The organism is Teretinema zuelzerae (assembly GCF_021021555.1).
Taxonomy (GTDB): domain Bacteria; phylum Spirochaetota; class Spirochaetia; order Treponematales; family Treponemataceae; genus Teretinema; species Teretinema zuelzerae.
The window spans coordinates 104,811-126,312 of sequence record NZ_JAINWA010000003.1 but is presented as its reverse complement, the minus strand read 5'-3'; the positions used below and the strand labels follow the sequence as shown (position 1 = coordinate 126,312).

19 protein-coding genes are annotated in these 21,502 nt (G+C 48.8%); 15 read left to right on the top strand and 4 right to left on the bottom strand.

Going from position 1 to position 21,502, the window contains the following annotated elements; translation table 11 throughout:
• The first annotated feature begins 33 nt into the window (after window positions 1-33).
• Together K7J14_RS07885 and pcnB are read left to right on the top strand one after the other, a co-directional pair.
• Entirely contained in the window at window positions 34-984 is a 951-nt protein-coding gene (locus K7J14_RS07885; protein WP_230755064.1) for an alpha/beta fold hydrolase, read from the top strand.
• 36 nt (window positions 985-1,020) lie between these two features.
• Entirely contained in the window at window positions 1,021-2,196 is a 1,176-nt protein-coding gene (gene pcnB, locus K7J14_RS07880) for a polynucleotide adenylyltransferase PcnB (protein WP_230755062.1), read from the top strand.
• A 21-nt stretch (window positions 2,197-2,217) separates the two neighbouring features.
• Here the strand turns inward: pcnB and K7J14_RS07875 are convergent, their stop codons facing one another.
• From K7J14_RS07875 to K7J14_RS07865, 3 genes are read right to left on the bottom strand one after another with little or no spacing between them, the layout of a single operon-like run.
• Entirely contained in the window at window positions 2,218-3,441 is a 1,224-nt protein-coding gene (locus tag K7J14_RS07875) for a tetratricopeptide repeat protein (protein WP_230755060.1), read from the bottom strand.
• Window positions 3,438-4,322, bottom strand: a complete 885-nt coding sequence (locus K7J14_RS07870; protein ID WP_230755058.1) for a hypothetical protein — start codon at window positions 4,320-4,322, stop codon at window positions 3,438-3,440. Before K7J14_RS07870 ends, K7J14_RS07875 begins: the two co-directional genes overlap by 4 nt.
• The gene (locus K7J14_RS07865) at window positions 4,306-5,268 is read right to left on the bottom strand and encodes a pseudouridine synthase (protein WP_230755056.1); all 963 of its coding nucleotides are present in this window, start codon (window positions 5,266-5,268) and stop codon (window positions 4,306-4,308) included. The genes K7J14_RS07870 and K7J14_RS07865 overlap by 17 nt, the downstream gene beginning before the upstream one ends.
• A 66-nt stretch (window positions 5,269-5,334) precedes the next feature.
• Here K7J14_RS07865 and K7J14_RS07860 point away from each other — a divergent pair, with 66 nt between their 5' ends.
• From K7J14_RS07860 to K7J14_RS07815, 11 genes are read left to right on the top strand one after another with little or no spacing between them, the layout of a single operon-like run.
• On the top strand, window positions 5,335-5,814 hold the full coding sequence (locus K7J14_RS07860; RefSeq protein WP_230755054.1) for a divergent PAP2 family protein: 480 nt from the start codon (window positions 5,335-5,337) through the stop codon (window positions 5,812-5,814).
• Window positions 5,815-5,821: 7 nt separating this feature from the next.
• Window positions 5,822-7,222, top strand: a complete 1,401-nt coding sequence (locus K7J14_RS07855) for a hypothetical protein (protein ID WP_230755052.1) — start codon at window positions 5,822-5,824, stop codon at window positions 7,220-7,222.
• Entirely contained in the window at window positions 7,219-8,523 is a 1,305-nt protein-coding gene (locus tag K7J14_RS07850; RefSeq protein ID WP_230755050.1) for a 4Fe-4S dicluster domain-containing protein, read from the top strand. The genes K7J14_RS07855 and K7J14_RS07850 overlap by 4 nt, the downstream gene beginning before the upstream one ends.
• Window positions 8,520-9,548, top strand: a complete 1,029-nt coding sequence (locus tag K7J14_RS07845) for an RnfABCDGE type electron transport complex subunit D (protein ID WP_230755048.1) — start codon at window positions 8,520-8,522, stop codon at window positions 9,546-9,548. Before K7J14_RS07850 ends, K7J14_RS07845 begins: the two co-directional genes overlap by 4 nt.
• Complete coding sequence (locus tag K7J14_RS07840; RefSeq protein ID WP_230755046.1) at window positions 9,545-10,012, top strand: hypothetical protein; 468 nt, start codon at window positions 9,545-9,547, stop codon at window positions 10,010-10,012. Before K7J14_RS07845 ends, K7J14_RS07840 begins: the two co-directional genes overlap by 4 nt.
• On the top strand, window positions 10,009-10,590 hold the full coding sequence (locus tag K7J14_RS07835; protein WP_230755045.1) for a hypothetical protein: 582 nt from the start codon (window positions 10,009-10,011) through the stop codon (window positions 10,588-10,590). Before K7J14_RS07840 ends, K7J14_RS07835 begins: the two co-directional genes overlap by 4 nt.
• Entirely contained in the window at window positions 10,590-11,153 is a 564-nt protein-coding gene (locus K7J14_RS07830; RefSeq protein ID WP_230755044.1) for a hypothetical protein, read from the top strand. The genes K7J14_RS07835 and K7J14_RS07830 overlap by 1 nt, the downstream gene beginning before the upstream one ends.
• Window positions 11,150-11,755 (top strand): 4Fe-4S binding protein, encoded by a 606-nt coding sequence (locus K7J14_RS16390; protein ID WP_408033982.1) that lies wholly within the window; start codon window positions 11,150-11,152, stop codon window positions 11,753-11,755. The genes K7J14_RS07830 and K7J14_RS16390 overlap by 4 nt, the downstream gene beginning before the upstream one ends.
• Window positions 11,725-13,650, top strand: a complete 1,926-nt coding sequence (locus K7J14_RS07825) for an alpha-amylase/4-alpha-glucanotransferase domain-containing protein (RefSeq protein WP_230755043.1) — start codon at window positions 11,725-11,727, stop codon at window positions 13,648-13,650. Before K7J14_RS16390 ends, K7J14_RS07825 begins: the two co-directional genes overlap by 31 nt.
• A 56-nt stretch (window positions 13,651-13,706) precedes the next feature.
• Window positions 13,707-16,109 carry a methionine--tRNA ligase gene (gene metG, locus K7J14_RS07820; RefSeq protein WP_230755042.1) on the top strand — a complete coding sequence of 801 codons (2,403 nt, stop codon included), beginning with the start codon at window positions 13,707-13,709 and terminating at the stop codon, window positions 16,107-16,109.
• A 7-nt stretch (window positions 16,110-16,116) separates the two neighbouring features.
• The gene (locus K7J14_RS07815) at window positions 16,117-17,271 is read left to right on the top strand and encodes a lipid II:glycine glycyltransferase FemX (protein WP_230755041.1); all 1,155 of its coding nucleotides are present in this window, start codon (window positions 16,117-16,119) and stop codon (window positions 17,269-17,271) included.
• Here K7J14_RS07815 and K7J14_RS07810 read toward each other — a convergent pair.
• The gene (locus K7J14_RS07810) at window positions 17,246-18,034 is read right to left on the bottom strand and encodes a cysteine hydrolase family protein (protein WP_230755039.1); all 789 of its coding nucleotides are present in this window, start codon (window positions 18,032-18,034) and stop codon (window positions 17,246-17,248) included. The genes K7J14_RS07815 and K7J14_RS07810 overlap by 26 nt on opposite strands.
• A 66-nt stretch (window positions 18,035-18,100) precedes the next feature.
• Between K7J14_RS07810 and K7J14_RS07805 the strand changes: the two genes are divergently transcribed.
• Together K7J14_RS07805 and K7J14_RS07800 are read left to right on the top strand one after the other, a co-directional pair.
• The gene (locus K7J14_RS07805) at window positions 18,101-19,027 is read left to right on the top strand and encodes a ribonuclease Z (RefSeq protein ID WP_230755038.1); all 927 of its coding nucleotides are present in this window, start codon (window positions 18,101-18,103) and stop codon (window positions 19,025-19,027) included.
• 5 nt (window positions 19,028-19,032) lie between these two features.
• Window positions 19,033-21,471, top strand: a complete 2,439-nt coding sequence (locus K7J14_RS07800) for a Gldg family protein (RefSeq protein WP_230755036.1) — start codon at window positions 19,033-19,035, stop codon at window positions 21,469-21,471.
• Window positions 21,472-21,502: the final 31 nt, after the last annotated feature.

Below are 21,502 nucleotides of genomic sequence, written 5' to 3'. Positions count from 1 at the left end.
AACAGGAGTATATCATATTTCGGAGGCGCATACATGACCGCAGAAACCTTTTTTCTTACAGCATCGGACGGAGAAAAAATCGCCGTGCATCGCTGGGCTCCGGACAAGCCGGTGCGCACGGTCCTTCAGATAAGCCACGGCATGGCCGAATTCGCCATGCGCTACGATCAATTCGCCCGCGAAGCCGCCGCCCAGGGCATCGAGGTATTCGCCGCCGACCACCGCGGACACGGTGAAACGGCGGGAACCCTGAACCGCCTCGGATATCTTGCGGACAAAAACGGCTTCGACCGCGTAATGCTCGATCAAAAAGAGCTTACAGATGAAATACGCCGGCGGCTTCACGGCATGCCTGTGTTTTTATTCGCTCATTCCTTCGGGTCGTTCATCGGACAGTATTATATAGAAAATCATGGAAACCTTCTTTCCGGATGCGTTCTGTGCGGAACACGCGGCCCCGACCCGGTAATGACCATTTTAGGAAAGTTCGCGGCCGATTGCGTTTGCGCGGCGAACGGCAGGAAAAAGCCTTCTCCCTTGCTGACTCAGCTATCGTTCGGAACCTACAATGCTAAAATCGATGCTCCGTCCAGCCCGAACGCCTGGCTTTCCCGCGACGAAAAGGAAGTGGAAAAATACGACGCGTCTCCCTGGACAGGCTTTACCTGCACGGCAGGGTTTTTCCAGGACCTCACCTCAGGCCTTTTAAAAATTCATAAACAGGCTAATCTCGACCGTATTCCTCGAGATCTGCCTGTTTTTCTCATTGCGGGAGACCATGACCCGGTGGGAGGCTACGGTAAAACAGTAGAAAAACTGTGCAGCATGTACCGGAACCGGGGAATCGCGGCGGAAATCAAGCTCTATCCCGGCGCCCGACATGAATTGCTGAATGAAACATGCAGGGACGAGGTTTCATCCGATATCAGGGGATGGATAGATCAGATTCTTTCGTCGACAGCCGCACCTGCCGGCTCCCGTTGACAGGAAGCTCCTTTCCGTAGAAAATAGATATCACTCATGTTAACCAGATATAGCCCCGATTCGCGGGGCAAGGCAGTGCGTAAAGCCCTGATCTACACAAAAAACGAGCATGCAATACGCCGCGAGCTGATCGATCCCGAAGCAGTGCGGATCGTCAGCCATCTGCGTAATTACGGATACGAAGGGTACCTGGTCGGCGGCGCCGTCAGGGATTTGCTCATTGGCAAAACCCCGAAAGACTTCGATATCGTAACAAATGCCGAGCCGGCAAAAATCAAGCGCCTGTTCAGGAATTCCCGCATCATCGGGAAACGCTTCAGGCTGGTGCATATTTTCTTCGGCGAAAAAATCTTCGAGGTTTCTACTTTCCGTTCGTTGGCCGACGGCACGACCGGAAACAGTTTCGGCACGATGGATGAAGACGTTCAGCGAAGAGATTTTACCATGAACGCCTTGTACTACGATCCCCTGAAAGAACAGTTGATCGACTATGTCGGCGGAGTGAAAGATATCCGAAACAGGATACTGAAGCCGGTCATTCCTTTAAAAATAATTTTCAAGGATGATCCGGTGCGAATGCTCCGCGCAGTAAAATACTCGGTGAGCACCGGATGCAGGATTCCTTTTTCACTCCGTTTCACTCTTAACAAATCCGCGCCGTTGTTGCAGCCGGTATCGCCCTCCCGCCTGACGGAAGAAATAATCAAGATAGTCAATTCAGGAAACGCGCACGGCATCGTAGAAAACGCGATACGATACGGACTTTTTATGTATCTTCAGCCTGCTGCCGCGAGCATGATCGACGGAAGTGCGGGATTTTCGCGGAATTACGCCTCGAGCCTTGAACAACTCGACCTTATGGTCGCGAAAGGCGAGGATTGCCGTCTCGGAAGAAAACTCGTGTTCCTGATCAAAGATCTCGTGCAAATCATTGCCGATTGGAACGGACCGCCTTCCGAGGTGTATAACAAAGTCTATCATGAATGCAGACGCTACATTATGCCGATGAATCCGCCGCGCATCGAATTGGAATTCGCCGTGAGATTTTGCCTGAAGGAAGGCGGTTTGCATGTGCGCATGCCGAAACCGCGCGATAAAAAGGGTCCCGAGGGCGACAGAAACAGGCCCCGCGGGGACGCCGGTCCCGACGAGGGCAGAGAAGGCAAACCTGCTCCGCGCAGGCGGAGAAGAAGAAAACCTGAAAGCGTATAGATTAAGAAGATCGAATCGCTATCAGGGCGAAGGAATCGACTGAAGAAGCTTATCCGCTCGTTCCCCGTATTTGCCGGGGTTGGTTTCCTTCACGGAGAGCAGGTGCTTTTTCGCTTCGGCCATATCGCCTGAACTCCACGCGTTGAGAGCGAGGGCCCAGAGCACTGTCGACGCTTCCGCCCCGAACTGCTGGGCCTGAATATACCGGGTCCGGGCTTCTTCATAATTCTTCTCCGAATACGCGACCAAGCCCAGGTAATACGAAACAAGAGGATCCTGCGGACGGATCAGAGCGGCTTCCCTGAGGCGTTTGCCTGCAGCCGCGTACTCTCCAGAGTTGTATAAAGTAACGCCGAATTGAATCAATTCATTAAAAGTATATTTTCCCGATAGCCACACGGCGAAATTTTCATCCGCTTCCGCAACGTCGAAAAAACGAACGAAGCGGATCTTCACCGAATCGGTGTTCTCCTGGAGGCTCGAATCGTTATACCGTCCATTGTTTCCGAGTATAATGAAGGTTTCATAGAGAAATCTTTGATATTCGGGATTCTCGGTTGTCTTCAAAAATGTAGCGAAAGCCCATGCCTGGGGGTAAAAGCGGACTGCTTCGTATGAACCGGTGACTGCCGAAAGGATGGCGGATGCAGGGAGCCGTTTCTGGGAGTCGGCATACAAGCTTTTTGCAGACTCAAGCCATGGTTCCCCGCTCGTTTCTCTTACGGCACCGGTTTGCGAATCCCAGTTCAACGTTTCAAAACAGGCCTGAAACCCGTCTCGAACCCACAGAGGCGGTTCTGAAACGTGAGCGTATAGATACTGCAGGTACAGCTGGCGCAGCAGGACAGGCCCGGCGAACGCGTCAAAACCCCGGAGCGTTTCACCTGAAGCCGAAAGGGAAGGATACAACACCAATTCCGAAAGCTCTTTTTTGGCGTATTTCAGGAATAAAAAGCCGCTTCTCCGTTCTCCGATTCTGTTTTGAATGTAGGTTTCGAATGAATCGCGGTCAGGCAAAATCACGACGCGCAATAAGGACGTCCCGCTTTGATCTGCGAATCTGAAAAAATCGGAATAATATCGATGGAAAGACGTAAATGCACGGGAAACTTCTTCGATCCCGTCGAAGGTTTCCGGATACTCGAACTGATATATTCCGTCTGTGTGAAGCAGCGTCGCTTGTGCGAATCCACAGGACACAACCGCGCTAAACAGCGTTATAAGCATGACGCGTTTTATGTTCATCGCATTCCTCCGGGAGTTTTAGTTATTTTATCGATAATGATATGCACATCCTCGATAAGGATGCCGGTAAATCGTTCGATATTTTCAATTACATACGCTTGCATTTTATGAATTTTTCCGGTTAATTGCGTGCCGAACGGCACATCTATGATGATAACCAGCCGATAGCCCTGAGAGTCGGACTTGATGGTGAGTTTCTTAATCCGTATGTCGGAATCGAACTCATGCACGCAATGAATTACCATCTGGCTCAACGCTGCTTCGGATATGGTGACCCTGCCGCCCTTGGAGAACTCGGGCCTGACGACGGACTTCTCGAATACCTTCGAGTGCTGTTTCGCCCCGAGCGGGTTCGATTTTCGTTTCAACAGAACCCGAACGCGATCATAAAAAATCTGGGGATAATTGCGCTGCACTTCTATAGAGGGAACCGGAATGACGTGTTTTCCCTCGACTCTGCGCGAACGGATCGCATGTTCAATCTCTTCCTGAGTCGCGATTTCTTCTATTTTGATGATGCGTTGCGGAGGCGGCAACTGAAGCCTCGTCGCTATCCTGTTCACCATCTTTTCCGATGTTCCGAGAATAAGAATCTTCTTGAAGCTCTGCGACTGAAGAGCCTTAGCGACCAGGTCCCGATGCGTTTTATCGTCGAACAAAGCCACCCGGACGGCGGCGAGAAATGTCTGTTCCCTTTTAGCGGAATGACCGGCCAGAATTTTATCGTCCCTGATCAATAAGCCGTCGTCGATGATGAGTTCAATGCCGTATTTTTGCGCGAGAAGTTTGGCGCGGAAGCTTTTACCGGTGCCGCTTTCACCCACAAGGGCGAAGACCTGAACGCCCTTGAAAAACCAATACAGATCACTGAAGCTCTTCATTCTCGCTACAGTATACGGCTTTGCTCTGCACCAACGCAAGCACATTTTCCGGAAAGTCTTTACGAAGCAGAGAGATAAACCGTTCGGGAAGGGGTGCGGTTATTTCCGGGGGCAAACCCTCCAAGCGGTCTTCGGGGAATTTCAGGCATCCAGCATGCAGATAATACGGCCCGCCCTTTTTTGATCCGTAGCGAGCGTCTCCCAGAAGCGGATAGCCCCGTAACGAAGACTGAATGCGTATCTGATGCTTTCGTCCGGTTTCAATCCGGTAGAGAATCAAAGAGATATTTCTCAGGCTCCCTGACCCATCCGAAATCGGCAGTATTCGGGTAATCATCGGACGGCCGTATTCATCCCTGTCTTCCCATCTCTCCGGTTCCTCCAGACGGCCTTCTACGATTCCGAGATAGAGTTTGTTAAAGGCATGTGTCTGCATGCCTTCTGAAAACCATTGAGCCCCATGCAGCGAGCGCGAAAATGCGATTACTCCGCTTGTTTCCTTGTCGAGGCGGTGCAAGGGGCCAGAACGGAACGAGAGGGATCTTGAGGCAGACTCTGCCTGTCCGATCAATCTGTCCAATCCGCCGTCGCCGTGAACAGGGACTCCCGAGGGCTTATTAATAAAAAGAAGATCTGAATTTTCAAAGAGTACCGGAAACGGGCAGGGCGACCTATCATCGCCTGTTTGCGGCATCGTGGGATCCTGGAAATCAGATGCCGTTCGGCGAAGATCGGACAGGGTTTCATCTATGACCGCTATGGTTATGTCGTTACCGACATGCACAACAGTATCGGGATTGCAGCGGGCCGCATCTACCCGGATCAAGCCCTTTCTTATTAACCGATAGAGGGCTGAAAGCGATGAAGACGGCAGCATCCGCTTTATAACGCGGTCAAGCCGTCTTCCTTCGTCGTCGCTGGTTGTGGTAAAATGCTGAAATTCCATGGAAGGGAAGTATATACCGGCTTTGCCCCTTGACAAAAGGCCTCGTTTCAACAAAATACTATCGAAATGGATCAAAAGGTGATGCAACAGGTACAGACTCTCATCCACAACCCCATTTTCTTGGCGGCTGTTTCCAGCTGGATCATAAGTCAATTTATAAAAACGCTCATAACGCTCCTCACGAACGAAGTCAGATCAGCGAAAGAACTCATCGAGCTGTTGTTTTGGAAAACCGGCGGCATGCCCTCCAGCCACTCGGCCTTAGTGTCTTCAGTTTCAACGGCAATCGGTTTTAAATGCGGTGCCGGTTCGGATCTTTTTATTTTTTCCTGTTGCTTCGCTCTCGTCGTCATCCGCGACGCAGTAGGCGTCCGCAGATCAAGCGGACAACAGGCGAGAGCCTTGAACGAACTTGGAACGAAGGTAGCTACCAGGTTCCGGTATCAATTCAAGCCGGTTAAGGAGATTCAGGGGCACAGACCGATGGAAGTGTTGGCCGGCATTCTGCTCGGCTTTTTCATCGGGGTAGCCTTCTCAGTCCTTTAACCCGAGCATGAATATCTTTCCAGGTAAAATCAAAAAAACGCCGTACATAGCGCTCATTCTTCTCATTTTCTCATTTATTTGTCTTGTACAATTCCCCGTCAGAAAGTACTCGAGCGTCTGGAAAGGCTACCGTGTACTCGCCGTCGGGTCGTCGATCGAGGAATCAACCGTATTGGATAGATTGGAGAGAGCGGGGATCGACGGCTGCGTCACTGAATCCAATTCCATGCTGTCGAGTCCTAATCCGATGGTTCCGGTTCATCCGGTGCTCGACGAAGCGAATTCCCGACGGTCGCAATGGTTCATATCGAAACCTGATGGGTTGCGCTACTTTTACATTCCGCGCGCAGCTAACGCCGGAAAGGACAAGCAGACGGATAAAAAAATTCAACAGGCTTTTGCCGGAATCGTCGATTCGTGGTTTTTTGAACAATCTCCGGGATACTCCCCCTATCCGTTGATTGTCGCGGCTTGTTTGATCCTTATAGGAATGTTTCTCTTTAAAAAGCGGTGTTTCTTCGTTTTGATAATCAGTCCATGGATAGTATACTTGTGGTCCTGCAATACTATGGAAGGCCTTGGCTCAGGACTATTCAGTATTCTCTTCATCTTGTATACAGATAAAACATACGAGCATCTCAATAATTCGTTATTACGGATCTACTTGAGAACCAATCCGATAAAACCCCTGTATTTCCTGCTGATGCCGCTGACAGCTTTCTTACTTGCAGTTCTCGGAGGTACTCATACAATGCTCCTTTGGATGCTTGCCGTAATTTCATCCGCCGGCATGCTCGTATGCATTCGTTCCGTTAAGCAAAAAGCGACCGAAATACGCGAGCGAAAACGGTTACACCCTTTTTTCACCGCCATCCCCATGTCGCCGGCTTCAATTGTGCCGGCGTATAAACGTGGTACTATTCTCGGCATCCTTTTGATTACGATAGCGTTTATTTTAACGGGAATTCCTTTCATTTCGAGCAACGCCCGACTCGTTTCCGGAGGCATTCGCCAATCGCTGCCTCAGCAGTTGTATATTCCGTCGCCCTCGGGATATAATGCCCAAAACGGTTTTACCGTCAAGAGTTTTTTGGAATTGCAGAATCAGCGTACAGAACGAAGTCTTCCCGATCTGGGAGATTATATCGAGACTTATTGGATGCTGACTCTGGCTTCGATGATCCGAATCGGCGACGCTATTCCTTCGCCTCAGAAGGGATACTCTGTATCCATTGAAGAATGGAACATGGAATCCGACGGCAGCATAGTTTCCCGCAACGGCCATCCGGTAGTTTTCGATGATGATTTTATTCGGAAAGCTCTTTCTTTGGTTCAAACGCCCCTGGATATCCTGCTTTTGAATCAAGGCCGCTTTACAACTGTAACAATGACGAGGCTGAAGGAATGATGCAAAACATACCCTTTCTCCGCGGAGGGGAAAAAATCTGGTTTGAAACGCCTGAAGTTTCTTTCAGCGGAAACGCATTTCTCCCTGTTACTGCGATTGTTCCTGTACGACAGCATGCGGGCTCAGACGCCAGACCCCTTATACGCGCAGGAGATCGGGTGAGGGAAGGGCAGCTCATCGCTCGGTCTCAGGACCAAGCTTCCTCGAATATTCACGCGCCGATTCCCGGAATACTCCATTCATGGAAAGAAACGTCTTTGCCCGACGGAACTCTCGGATTGGCGGCGGTAATTCATCTTTCAGGATCATTTGATATTCTGGGACGAAAAGAGGAACACTATCCATGGCAGTCATCGCCCGTATCGGAAATTTTCAGGCTGCTGGAAGACAGGGGCGCTGTTAATACCGTCTACGGGGGAGCCCCGCTTGTTCCTCAAATGCGCGCCCTTAAACAAGAACCCACGCGAGCGCTTATACTGCGGGCGTTCGACGAAGATCCGACTACGATGTTGGATACCCTTCTGTGGAACTCGTTTCAAGACCATGTGTTAATCGGCGCGGCCATTATCGCTAAAGCACTCGAAGCGAAAACGACGTGCATCCTGCATCATGACAAGCAATGGACTGTCGCATCGCCTACCTCGTTGGAGCAGCTTTTCCCTGTTTCTGACGTTATTCCGGTTAAAGCCGCAAAAAAATATCCAGGCGGAAACATTCACAGAATTTTCAATATACTGGATTCATTGAAAGAATCGATACCATCGAACAGGATCGTAATAGATCCATCTACCGCATTATCGGTATACGATATTATCGTAAAAAATCAGCCCATCGTACAGCAGCGGATTCTGGTAACCGGCCCGGCAGTACAGCGCACGTCCTTTTTTACAACCCGCATCGGAACCACTATCGGCGACGTTATAGAAGAATGCGGAGGTTTTAAAAGCGAGCCCGGCAGAATCATTATTAACGGCCTTTTGTCCGGTATATCGATACACGACCTGGATACTCCCATAACAAAGTCGGTAAAATCCGTTCATTTACTGGATCATGACGCCAGTCCGGATCAAAAAACCAAGGAGTGCATCCACTGCGGGCTTTGCCTTCGCGTGTGCCCTGCGAATCTTGATCCGATGAAGCTGGCTGCGGGAATCCGCAAAAACAATGAGTCCCGCGAATTAATCGAATCTTGCGAACGCTGCCAACATTGCGGCTGCTGCGCGATGGTGTGTCCTTCCCGAATACCGCTCCATCATATAATCAGGGAAGCTTCTTTTATGGTTAAGGAATCCGCAGAATGAAAAAATCGCCATGGATAGTGACGCCCTCTCCTTTTATTCTCGTTCGAAATACGGTAGACAACATGAATTTGACGACGCTTCTGTGTCTTCTCCCTCATGTCATGATGATTCTTATCGATCGAGACTTCGCGGCTCTTCTGATTGCAGCGGTTTCTGTAACTGCCTCGCTATTATCCGAAGTTTTTCTCTCTTTTACCGTCCGAAGGAAAGTCTATGATCCGTTGGCGGTGCTTTTGGCTGGATTGCTTTCAGGCCTTCTTTTACCTTCCGTAATGCCGCCTTTAATCGCCTTCGGCTCGGTTTTTATCGGAATGTGCATATCGCGGGTTCTTTTCGGCGGAAACGGTTCGTATTGGATGCATCCCGTAGCGGTTGCGATCGGCATCGCATGGATAAGCAGACCCGATGTATTTCCCGGACAGTTGGTGTCCATCGAGGGAGTTCGCGGAGTCGGCTCCTTTTTCGAAGCCTTGAAGCTCGATAATTTCGCGGTTTTGCCTCAAGACGCGATAATCACATCCCAATTGAATACAGGATTCCTGTCGCATTTGGGCATTAAACTTCCAGAAGGATACATCACCCTTTTTTGGAATTCTCCTTCGACTATCCCTGCATTCAGATATAATGTGTTCACCCTTATCAGTTCCATTTTTTTGATTGCGATGAGAAACATCGATGCGATCGTTCCCTCTGTTTTTATTCTGACTTACGCTGCCGCTGTTCGCGTCTTGTCTTTGGTTCCGATAACAGCGGCATTCATGGGCGGAGATATATTATTCAGCCTTTTAACCGGCGGAATTTTATTCATCGCTTTTTTTCTCGCAGGCGATTATTCTGTGAATCCGAGGACGCTGCAGGCGAAAATAGTCATGGGAATCATCTCAGGTGCAACCGCTTTTCTTGTATGCGGTCCCGGGGGCACGCCGGTAGGAGGCATATTCACGTTGCTGGCGATGAATTCAATCGCTCCTTTCATCGAAAAAATTGAAAGCAGGCGCTTTGTCGACAGGAGCAAAACCCGATGAACGAACATGCAAAAAAAAACCTTGTCGCGTATACCTATACGCTTCTGTTAGTTACCTTGCTATGCCTTATCATTGGAGCCGCTCATTTCCTCGTTACCCCCTACTACAAGGCAAACTTGAGAAATTCGGTTGCTAAAACCATTGCCGGCATATCGAATCCTCCTCTCGTTCCCGGGTCAGAAACCGATTTGAGGGGAAACGGAATCTCCCGAATTACTGCGTGGAAGGTTGAAGGAAAAAACCGCGGCGGAGAATTGATCGTCGCGGTTCCCGTCACCGGCGATTCCGGGCCGTATACGGCAGTATTCCATTACAAAAATGATAACGACGTGCGTTTTCTCGCCCTGGCTGGAATTCCGGAATCAAGTCTTGATCCGGTAAGGTTCGGCTTCTCCGAGAGGCTGCTTCAATTCAGGATACAGAAGCTCAAGCACGACCTTCTCGAACTAAAGGACGCAAAATGAAGAATACCCCTGTGATTTTTATTTTTGCCCTGTGTCCCCTCATTCCCGCCGCCTCGAATTTCGCGTATGCGTTAATTTTCGGTCTCGCTTTTTTATGGTACCTTGCAGCGGGAATTTTCTTTCGCGAAATCGTAAAAAAGATAGACGCGCCTGAAGTCGGTCCGTATATTGAATTGTCAGGACTCGCTGCAAGCGTTGCTCTGTTTTCGAGCATAGCCTCTTTTTTCTTCCCGACGATTGTTTCCAGCATTTCATTATACCTGTACGTATCCGCGTTTTCGTATTTATTGATGATCAGCATTGACGGTTACTCGCTGGAGAAAATCAATATTTCTCCGATTATCGCGTTTATTCCTTTCATGATTTTATTTTCCGCGTTTAGAGAGCTTATCGGTCAGGGAACGATTACGCTCCCCGGAAAAGGAGGATTAATCATTCATCATATCCTGCCGGCTTTTCCGCAATGGGGCATTGGATTCTGGGCGACTTCAGGCGGATCGCTCATTCTGCTCGGTTTGATCACGTGGGCGGGAAAATACGTGCAACGGAAAGTCCGTTCCCTCAGGAGATTGCCCTGATGTATTATTTTGAAACATTTATTTTCTATATCATCTCTTCATCGGTACTTCTCGTATACGGAATCGGTTTAGAAAAAGTCTTCATCGATTCGCGTTCACGCGTTAAACTCAGCGCAGATTTGTTTCTATTATTTTTTCAAATTATCCTCAGCGTCGCGGTATTGTATTATCCTCTTTCTGCGCTCCTGCAGCCGCACGGCGTTTCATTTCTCGCGCCGATGTATATTGTTCTAGGGTGCGGCCTTATCCAGGGCGTCTTGAACTTGGCGAGCCGGCGCATGCGAAGTTTCAACGCAAGCGACAGATTCTATCTGTTTGCCATTGTTTTTTTCTCGCTTCATGAGGGAACAAGCTTCAAAGAGTGCCTGTTGATCTCCTTTTTTTCAATGCTGTCGCTGCTTATAGGAATCGTGCTTCTCAAAGCGATCAGAACCCGTTATAGAGAATCAAATCTTCAGGCCGATTTCAAGGGAGCTCCTCTTGCCCTTATATCTTTAGGGATGCTATTCATGGTTCTTCACGTAACAGAAGCGTCATGGTGGCTTGAAGAGGCTTTTAAATGATTTTTACAGCAATTCTTACCGCGCTGCTCGTTTTTGCGTCGCTTTTAGTCCTGGTTTTTTTATTATTTCTGTTCTTTCATAAACTGGGCGTTCGGAATCAAGCAGAATCGATTCGGCCTGCTGCTTTTCCGAAGGACGATTCGATAGTTCATGCAGATCCGCAAAAGATGAAAGCGATTATTCATTGCGACAGAATTTCTCCTGAATCTCCTGAGTTTTTTTCTGTTTCAGGATATATGAATTGCAGCACCCTTTCAAAGGTCTTCCAGGGTAATCTCATGTGCCGTTACGGATGCCTCGGCCTGGGATCCTGCGCTGTCGCGTGCCCATCCGATGCGATAATCTTAAAAAAAGGAAGAATTTTCGTTACTGAACAATGCACTGGATGCGGTACTTGCGTTCGAATGTGTCCGAAAAATCTGATATCGCTCGTTTCGATCGAATCAGCTTCGTCCTGGACTTGCCCGGTAAGCGGACATAACGAGCAGTTTGCATTTTGCGCAACCGCTGACCACGGCTGTCTCATAGAGCGTAAAAACTTTCCTGAAACCCGCTTTAAAATACTGTCCACTTGGGGTATAATCAACGGAAAGTCGAGGTGATGGTGAAAAACGAGGCAAAACATATCCAGCTGTGTTTCGGCACTTGTTGCGCTTTCCCGGCGGGGCTAGATTCAAAAGACTGCGAAGAAATATATCAAAACTCCTATAAGCCCCTGGTCTCGGCTCTCTATAACCTGCCTGAATTTCCCTTCTCGATCGCATTAACCGGAATATTCTGCGAATGGGTTGAACGCCATCATCCTGAGTTCTTTATGATTCTCGAGGAGATGACCTCGCGAAAGCAAATTGAAATTCTTGGGGGAGGGTATTATTCTCCGCTGTTTCCTTTTCTGCCGCCCATAGACCGGGTAGGCCAGATAGAAATGCTTACGACGGCGATCAGGAAGAATTTCGGAAAAAGGCCGAGAGGCGCATGGCTCCCTGCCAGCGCATGGGAACCCTCGATGATTGCCTCGTTGACGTCCTGCTGCATGGAATATGTCCTCATAGACAGGCTCATGATCGAAACAAGCGATTTTCCCGGCGTTACAGGTCTTAATCCGGTAATCCTCGAAGACAGCGGAAAAACGATCATTGCCGTTCCTATGGATAACACATACCGAAATCTGGAGCGATTTTCAGTCCGGTCTTTTATCGAATCCATCACGGGCAACCCCGATGATCAGATCAAAAAAAACATTACTGTATTTATCGAGCGCGAATCTATTGATGCAATTTTTACGCCTGTTTTCGGGGAGCAGGAACCATGGATAACGCAATTCTATTCTGCTGTTCAGGAATCCGAGTCGAAAATTATGCTGAGCACTCCCGGCCAGATTTTAAAATCTCAAACTATGCTGCACAGAGCATTTCTCCCCTCAGGCATGTCGCCGTACGACTACGACAAGGTTGAAGCTCCGGACGACGTGAGATTTCTCGCCAGAACTTCAGTAAAGTATCTCCTGCTTGAATCCGACAACGTCATGAATATTTACGCGAAAATGATGTATGTTCATTCACTGGTAACCCTTTTGAGAGGCGATAAGGCGCGGAGAAAAACGGGAAAAGAAGAACTATGGAAAGCGCAAAACGAGTTCATTTATCGAACTAAGATACCTCCTCATGAAAAAGCTGTTTCGCCTCGCCAGCTACGGTTGGCAGCCTACAAGAATTTACTGGCTGCGGAAAGAATGTCGCGCCTCAGGGGCGTTTTTGCTCCCTCGATTCACAGTTTCGATTTCGATCTTGACGGTTTGAAAGAATACCTTTGCCAGCTCGAAAACCTGAATTTTTATATTCATCCCCTCGGAGGAAGAATTTTCGAGTTGGATATACTTTCATTGCATAAAAACTATAGCGATGTAGATATATCTCGTTCTGGACTTTTCATCGATCATCTGTATCCTTCGGAAGAATCTGAAAACATCGAAAACGGAACCTTGCCCGATTCGCCTCCGGTATTCGCTAAAAGCCTGTATCAGGAATTATCGGTCGACGCGGCGCGCCATGAAGTTTCTCTGCGCGCTTCAGGCTTATTCGGAATTTTTCAACAGCCCGTTTCGTTGAAGAAAACTTTTTCCTTTCGGAATGAAGGCATACAAGTTCAATACATTCTCAAAAATGACAGTCCGTTCAATATTTCAGGCATATTTCTCATCGAAATCGATTTAGCCCTGCAGGGTTTCAAAAACATGATTCCAACCATGGCGGCGTATGCACAGGATAATCGGATAGAAGGCATTGCGGAACAAAGCAGTTTTTCGGATTTGTCCTGGATTCGTCTCGACGATCCGGAATCCGGCAGCCATTTCACCTTCGAGGCGAATGAGAATCCGCAAGCGACTCTTGTTCCGATACTGGACAAAGGCGGCGTACGGCTTTATCTGTATTGGAAGGTTGAACTAGGGCCTAATTTCGAAACCGAGAAAATGCTGTTTCTTAAAATCGACGCCTGATCTTCGAAACTTCAATCCCCGTTGACTGTTTTTCCTCTACAATTTATCATGCCTTCATGAAGAGAAAACTGATTACCTCTGCTCTCCCATATGTCAATAATATTCCCCATCTCGGCAACCTTATACAGGTTCTTTCAGCCGACGTGTATTCGCGTTTTTGCCGCCTGAAAGGCTATGAAACCCTGTATGTCTGCGGAACCGATGAATACGGAACGGCGACAGAGACCCGCGCCCAGGAAGAAGGCAAGACTCCCCGCGAATTATGCGATTATTATCATGCAATTCATAGCGACATCTATCAATGGTTTCATATCGCGTTCGACCATTTCGGCCGGACATCGACGCCTCAGCAAACAGTCGTAACCCAGGGCATATTTGAAGATCTGGAACATAACGGCTACATCAAAGAGCATGCGATCGATCAGCTTTTCTGTTCATCATGCAACCGCTTCCTCGCGGACAGATACGTCCGCGGCGTGTGCCCCTCCTGCGGCTATGAAGACGCCCGCGGAGATCAGTGCGAACACTGCGGAAAACTGCTTGACCCCACGGAGTTGAAATCTCCCCGTTGTTCAAGCTGCAGCACGACTCCTGAAGTACGGACCACCAGCCACCTGTACATCGATCTTCCCGGTATTCTTCCCAAATACGAAAAATGGATGAAGGAAACGAGCGTCTCCGGCCAGTGGGCAAAGAACGCGCTGCAAATGACCCAGGCATGGATCCGCGACGGATTGCAGGAACGGGCGATAACGCGCGACTTGAAGTGGGGTATCCCCGTGCCAAGAGAAGGCTTCGAGAGCAAGGTTTTTTATGTCTGGTTCGACGCTCCCATTGGATATATTTCTATTGCCCGGTGCCTGTTCGACCGAATTTCCGGCTCTCCAGAAAATAGCGAGAAGGAATGGGCATCCTGGTGGCTCGATCCTGATAATGTCGAACTCTTCCAATTCATCGGCAAGGATAACATTCCCTTCCATACAGTGATATTCCCGTCGAGCTTGTTGGGTTCGGGAAAAAACTGGACAAAACTCCATCACATGTCGAGCACGGAATACCTCAATTACGAATCAGGAAAATTTTCCAAGTCTAAGGGTATTGGGGTGTTCGGTTCAGACGCTCGAGAGTCGGGCATACACGCGGATATTTGGCGATTCTATATTTTCTATAATCGTCCTGAAAAAGCCGACGCACAGTTCACCTGGAAGGACTTTCAGGAAAAAATGAACAGCGAGTTGATAGGAAATCTTGGAAACCTCGTCAACCGTACGCTCACCTTTGTAGCCCGCTATTACGAAGGACGCATCCCGGCCCGGGACGGACTTACATCCGAGCGCAAGGACATTCGCGAAATGACGGCGCATTTGAGAGATTCAACGGCAAAAACAGTGAAACGGGCGACAGAACTGCTTGAGTGGGCCGAACTCAGAGAAGCATTCAGGGAGCTCTTTCTGCTTTCGTCCGTCGCAAATAAGGCTTTTCAGGATGGCGAACCCTGGAAGGCGAGAACCGAAGATCCTGAAAAAGCGGAAGTGCTCGTCACCGAATTATGCTACCTCATCAAAGACATCATGATTATGGCACATCCCTATCTCCCCCAATTCGCCTCGAAGGTATTATCGTTCTTCGGTAAAGAGATATGGTCGGGGCAGGTATTCGACGAAAAGGCCGTCGACTACGGTTCGGCGCCGAATCCGCTCTCCTTTGTTCCTCCTGAGGGAACCTTGTCATGGAAAGATTTGGGATCCAGGGACGGACTTGCGTCTGTCTCATCTCCTGAAATCATTTTCAAACCTATGGACGATAAAACTACGAATGAATTCCGGGACCGGTATGCCGGTTCTCAGCAGGAAAGAAAGGACAAGAAAGTGGAAGAAGATAAAAAGGAGCAGGCAAAACCTGCTGCGAAAAAAGAAGAAAAAACGGACACAGCGGTCAAGAATGAAGCGGCTGTTCCAGCCGATGCGCTGTTTAACGAAAAAATCGCTTTAAAGACCGCGAAAATCGTAAAGGTTGAACGCCATCCAGACGCCGAAAAACTCTATATTGAAACTCTCGACGACGGAAGCGGTGCTGAAAGAATCATTTTGTCCGGGCTTGTTCCGTATTTCAAAGAAGAAGAGCTCCTCGGCCGCTCCATCATCATCGCAGACAATCTCAAGCCCCGCAAAATGCGCGGAATCGAATCGAGGGGCATGCTTCTCGCCGGCGATTACACCGATGCCGAGGGCGTAGAACACGTTGAATTGCTCGACTCATCATGGGCCGCTCCCGGAACCCCGGTCGTTTTGGAAGGTGCCGATCCTTCATTCAAAAAACCCGATGTCATCGACGCAGACGTTTTCTTCGCCGCTCCGATGAACATCATCGAACACGAAGTATTCATTAACGGTAAAAAACTGTTAATCGACGGAAAGACGGTAAAGACCTCTCTGATTAAAACAGGCTCGGTTTCGTAACCTGCAGATGAAACTGACACCTCTTTCGCTTCCTTTCACATCGAACGCCGGGTCGGTCTCGTCGCCGCCTCGGTCGTTTCTGCAAACGCCTTTTTGGTGCGAATTCAAAAAGGACCATGGATGGCGGCCGTTTTACTTTCTGATCGAAGATAATCCGCCTCGTTTGCTCTCGGTCTTGGTTCGTTGTATCAAGCGATACGGCGATATCGCCTATGTGCCTCTCGGTCCCGATATAGATTGCATCGATTCCAAAGAACAAGGCCGTATCCTCGACTCGCTCGCGGCGGAGCTTAAACGGCTGCTGCCTAAAAGCGTCAGATATATCCGCTTCGACCCTCCCTGGTTCGTTCAAGAACAGCTTTCTACCGACGGCGAGTCACCGGAGCTCGCGGCCGGACCCGCTTTCATCCGGCAACGTCCGGATGGTTCGGGCTGCGCCGCGCCTGTGGATATCCAGCCTCCCGATACAGTCGTTCTGAATCTTCCGCCCTTGAGCGTCCCTGATGGAGAGGCAAGGCTTCTCGATGTCATGAAGCCTAAATGGCGATACAACATCAAGCTCGGACAGAAAAAAGGCCTCAAAGTCGATTGTTACGAGGGAGATTCGGCGATACAGACAGGATTGCAGATTTTCTGGACTCTCTATTTGGAAACCGCCGAACGTGACGGAATCGCTCTCCACGATAAACGATACTATCAGGATTTATTCACCCATGCGGCGGCGTTCGAGAACACCGGCTACGATAAAAAACGCAGCGTCCGGGTATATATCGCATCGCATGAAGGTTCGCCGCTCGCAGCTATCGTCACTCTATTTTGCGGAGATGAAGCGGTATATCTGTACGGAGCATCGTCTAACGAAAAACGCAACCTCATGCCGGCGTACGCTCTCCAATGGCAGGCGATCCGCGATGCGCGCGACTTCGGATGCGCATGGTATGATTTCTACGGCATACCTCCGACAGACGACGAAAATCATCCGATGCACGGCTTATATCGTTTCAAGACTGGATTCGGCGGAACAATTATTCATCGGTGCGGCAGCATCGACTATCCCTGCAATGCGCTATATTACTATGCCGGCAGATCAGCCGAACTACTCCGCGCGGTTTGGTTCAAAAAAATGAAAAAAATGTTCAGGAAAAACACGCGTCGGAAGTAAGAAAGCAAACGCCGAGTCTCGACGCTTCATCTCTGAATGCAGTTCCTAAATGTTCAAAACCTTTAACATTCGAACACAAATCTATGCATACGGTTAATTTGCATGGATCGATATACTGAATCAAATCTCTGACCGTATTCGCGACGCAGTGCGATAAAGCTTCACCGGCTATAAGTATTGAATCCATTCCCTTGAGGGCAGTAATCAAGCCCTCGTTGGCATCGGTATCCTTATTGCCGGGAATTGAAACTTCTGCGCGAATAGCGCTGTAATGCTCAGTCAGGGAATTGCTTCCTTTCTGAATAAAATGGACCGCTCTCCCTGGAATTCGGTGCTCCCAGCGGACGAGAGCGGAATGGAGATCGCCGCTTAACGCATGGCCCCAAGAACCGATCAGACAATGAGGAGGCCATACGCATAAGGCGTATTTACCGCCGCTCGAAAGATTTTCAACATATCGCAGCGCATAAGCGTCCAGATCGCTTACCGACGGCCGATATTTTCCATTTCTAACATCGTCCGCGGTGATTATCGTGAAAGGATCGGGGTGCCTTCCTTCGGAATCAAGCCAGAAAACAGGATGGGCGATGTGGTAGGAGTAATGGGTATCCAGGGTAACGTGAATCGAGTCGAACCTATCGATGTAGCGGTCCAGAACCGACGACAAGCGCTTGGAGTCCTCGAACGCGCCTGGAACGTAGAGCGCGCCGCGGGGATCGCAAAAATCATTCTGAGGGTCGATGATCAACATTGACTTGGCCATAGCGGAATACTACCATAAACGCTCGCATTGTCAAGATGCGCAGTTTTCCGATATACTTGATCAAATATGAATCTTGAAGCATTTATCCTCGGATGCGGCGGCATGATGCCGCTTCCGTACAGGCATTTAACATCCGTACTTCTCAGACGCGAAGGCGATCTGTTTTTATTCGACGGCGGGGAAGGAACGCAGGTATCTCTGCGCAAATTGAATCTTCGATGGAAAAAAATCAACGCAATCTTCGTCAGCCATACGCATGCTGACCATGTGACAGGCTTGCCGGGGCTTCTCATGCTTTCATCTCAGGTAGATAGAGACGATCCTCTGTATATCTTCGGCCCTCCGAAAATCGCGGAATATATTGAAACAAGCCGAAAAGTGCTCGACATGTACATCAACTATCAAATAATCGTGCAGGAAATCACTGAACCGGGGATAGTCTACACAGGCCCGGATTTTCATGTCCGCGCGTTTCCCCTGCAACACACGAAAACATGCGTCGGTTATACGCTCGAGGAAAATCCCCGCCCGGGCGCATTCAACCCCGAAGCGGCAAAAGCAAAAAAAGTGCCGTGCGGTCCTTTGTGGTCGCGTCTGCAGGACGGCGAAACGGTGTTGTCGTCGGACGGAAACACCGTGAGCCCGGAAGAAGTGCTCGGCCCTCAACGTAAAGGGAGAAAGTTCAGCTACGTCACCGATACGAAATATCTTCCTTCAATCGCGAAAGAAGTGGAAGATTCTGATTTATTCATTTGCGAAGGCATGTTCGAACAAGCGCTTGAAGCAACGGCCGCCGAAAAAAAACACATGACTTCTATTCAAGCCGCAACCATCGCAAAAGACGCACGCGTTAAAAAAATGGGATTGATTCATTACAGTCCGCGGTACACCGATTCAGAACTGAAAACTCTCCTCAATGAAGCGAAAACAGTTTTCCCTGAGACCGTATTAACCCGCGATAGAATGGTGTTTCCCATCGAATATACGGATTAGCGCTCATGCTGAGCGTTTTGCTTTCCGTATTAAGCGCGTTTGCGGTTCTAGTGCATGCGTTGCCCCTCCGCGGAAAAGATGTCAGTAAAAGAATCATTGCAATCCTGTTCGCGACTACCGCGGCTCTGACAATTCAACGGCTTCCCTCGTTGCTTAACGCTTCTGACCTCACGGCGAATATCTGTTATTCGTTTTCATTTCCCTATCGCATTTTGCGTGCATCGAACGGAATCATCGATCTGGATGCATGGTTTGCATTGATCGCGGTTATTTCTATTAAAGCCGCAGCCCACCTATCGGGTAAAAAGCACAGAGGCAAGGCCATTTTCTCTTTCGGAGCCATTTTGTTCGCGCTTCTGGCATTCAACTTTTCGTTTCCAATCAACAATGCGTCGACATCGATTCTTTCCGATCGGCTTAAGGGCATTGATCAACAGATACGCATACAGTGGCATAGATCTTCATCATACGCGGCGTTTAATCCTCATGCAGTGCAGATCGAACAAATTCTGCAGGAAATCGACAAAGCCGGCGGCGATAAAATCGACTATTCGATTGTGCAAGCAGAAATCAATTCTCACGAACGCATGCTCGCCGAGCCAGAAATCTTGCCCGTGCCACAGCAGCTTCTGTCTTTTCCTTCCCCGCGTCCTGTGTATTCGTCCTTAGCGATCGAACTTAACGGCGTTTCGCGAGTTATTTCTCCGGTAACCGATCCGGAACTCGTCTATTACGAAATTATAGCCGCAATAGAGCATCTATCGAGCATTTATATGAGAAAGGCCTTGCCGGCCGTCTGTGTTGTATACGGCGGCAATCATTCTCCGCTTAATTATCCGTATGTCGCGCAAGCTATAGCTTCCGGTGGATATAATGTAGTCGAAACCGACGAGATGCCCGTCGATACCCGGGATTACTCGCTAATCCTGCTTATCGGCACGTCACGGATGACAGAACAGGACGTTTTAAACCTTCATGAATTCGTTAAACGGGGAGGAAAGGCCATCATAAATACGACGGCGCACAACATCTCGTTTGATAACGGTTGGTTCGTCGAAGAAAATGCAGAAACACCGATTGATCTGCTTCTTGATGCATACGGTATTCACATCGAGAAAGGGCTTGTACGCGATGAACGTTGTTTCTTTATGACCCTTCCTGAACTCGATGGAAAAAACGTCGTTCAAGGTTCATATGAATTCTGGCCGACTGCACCTCTTATACATAATTCATTCACGGCGAAAACGTCCCGGCAAATGAATATTCAATTTTTCTGGCCTTCGCATCTAGCATTCAGCCCGGAATCTCATTCAAACCTTCTAGAAGTCATCGCCTCATCGCGGCGGGCAAACATCGAACCGACGACTGCTCCAATCGATCCATTAACAGTGTTCAACGGAAACAATAAAAGCTCGCCTCGTTCGGGAGAATCTTTCACTTTTGCTGTGCGCACTGTTGATTACGGCCTGTTAGTCATTGCGGATGAACTTTTTCTCAGCTCAATGACAGATTATACCGCAAGTTCAAATAACTTTGAATTTCTCAGGGACAGCGTAGATGCAATGCTTGGAAAGCCGGACCTTATAGCTCTTAAAAAAAATCCCCTGCGGATATCGTGGGGCTTTCCCAGACAGAAATCTATAACACAAGGCCCGATAGTTACGAAAAAACAGATACAGCAAACCGAAAAAATCAGTTTGCTGTATCCCGGCACAAATTACGAAACGCTCTTGCTGAGGAACGCTGACTCTGACGTAAAATCAACACACAGTTTAAATGTCAAGGAGGCGTCTTGGGACGTATCGATTCACAATGAATTGGTCTACTCCGGAAATGCCGAAAAAATTACCCGATTCATTTCTGACTTGACCAGGAAAAGAGTAAAAGAAAAAACCAGCAGTACTCCGTCTTTCGATTCTGTTTCAAATTATTGCGTAATAACCCTCTATGGAAAAAACGATTCTCTCATCGAACAGATAGAATATTATGCTGCTTACGACGGATTCAATAGTCTTTTTTATTACCCGTTAAGCGGATCGCATGCATCCAGTCCGGACGCCCTGGACGACTCTGTTTTCAGCAATGCGATAGAATGGACAGAACGATATATATTTGCCGCATTTCTAGGCCATACGGGAATCGCACATGCGCGTCTCTCCGCTCCGGACGCAATCGGGAAGATTTCTTTAATAAAGGGCGATGCGCTCGCGTCGCTAACGCGCGAACTTACAAATCTCCGCAGCATCGACATCACGAACATGCCGTTCTCTGATCCCTTCGTGCTCAATTTAGAAACTGACGCGCTTGCTACGATAGAGGTCCGGTTTGAACAAATAAGCGGCGAATATTGGCACATCCAAATAGGGAACAACGCCGCCGGATGGATCGTTTCATCGACGGAAATCGATAGGATTCTGTCTATTTTTAAACAGAACGAGCGATAACGTAAGGCATTTTAAGACCAGTAGTCATCAT

Excerpts from the sequence above, each read along its gene's own strand:
- K7J14_RS07870 (WP_230755058.1), bottom strand. The coding sequence starts at position 4,322 with ATGAAGAGCTTCAGTGATCTGTATTGGTTTTTCAAGGGCGTTCAGGTC.
- K7J14_RS07840 (WP_230755046.1), top strand. The coding sequence starts at position 9,545 with ATGAACGAACATGCAAAAAAAAACCTTGTCGCGTATACCTATACGCTT.
- metG (WP_230755042.1), top strand. The coding sequence starts at position 13,707 with ATGAAGAGAAAACTGATTACCTCTGCTCTCCCATATGTCAATAATATT.
- pcnB (WP_230755062.1), top strand. The coding sequence starts at position 1,021 with ATGTTAACCAGATATAGCCCCGATTCGCGGGGCAAGGCAGTGCGTAAA.
- K7J14_RS07835 (WP_230755045.1), top strand. The coding sequence starts at position 10,009 with ATGAAGAATACCCCTGTGATTTTTATTTTTGCCCTGTGTCCCCTCATT.
- K7J14_RS07845 (WP_230755048.1), top strand. The coding sequence starts at position 8,520 with ATGAAAAAATCGCCATGGATAGTGACGCCCTCTCCTTTTATTCTCGTT.
- K7J14_RS07865 (WP_230755056.1), bottom strand. The coding sequence starts at position 5,268 with ATGGAATTTCAGCATTTTACCACAACCAGCGACGACGAAGGAAGACGG.
- K7J14_RS07810 (WP_230755039.1), bottom strand. The coding sequence starts at position 18,034 with ATGGCCAAGTCAATGTTGATCATCGACCCTCAGAATGATTTTTGCGAT.
- K7J14_RS07830 (WP_230755044.1), top strand. The coding sequence starts at position 10,590 with ATGTATTATTTTGAAACATTTATTTTCTATATCATCTCTTCATCGGTA.
- K7J14_RS07855 (WP_230755052.1), top strand. The coding sequence starts at position 5,822 with ATGAATATCTTTCCAGGTAAAATCAAAAAAACGCCGTACATAGCGCTC.
- K7J14_RS07815 (WP_230755041.1), top strand. The coding sequence starts at position 16,117 with ATGAAACTGACACCTCTTTCGCTTCCTTTCACATCGAACGCCGGGTCG.
- K7J14_RS07885 (WP_230755064.1), top strand. The coding sequence starts at position 34 with ATGACCGCAGAAACCTTTTTTCTTACAGCATCGGACGGAGAAAAAATC.
- K7J14_RS07800 (WP_230755036.1), top strand. The coding sequence starts at position 19,033 with ATGCTGAGCGTTTTGCTTTCCGTATTAAGCGCGTTTGCGGTTCTAGTG.
- K7J14_RS16390 (WP_408033982.1), top strand. The coding sequence starts at position 11,150 with ATGATTTTTACAGCAATTCTTACCGCGCTGCTCGTTTTTGCGTCGCTT.
- K7J14_RS07805 (WP_230755038.1), top strand. The coding sequence starts at position 18,101 with ATGAATCTTGAAGCATTTATCCTCGGATGCGGCGGCATGATGCCGCTT.
- K7J14_RS07850 (WP_230755050.1), top strand. The coding sequence starts at position 7,219 with ATGATGCAAAACATACCCTTTCTCCGCGGAGGGGAAAAAATCTGGTTT.
- K7J14_RS07875 (WP_230755060.1), bottom strand. The coding sequence starts at position 3,441 with ATGAACATAAAACGCGTCATGCTTATAACGCTGTTTAGCGCGGTTGTG.
- K7J14_RS07860 (WP_230755054.1), top strand. The coding sequence starts at position 5,335 with ATGGATCAAAAGGTGATGCAACAGGTACAGACTCTCATCCACAACCCC.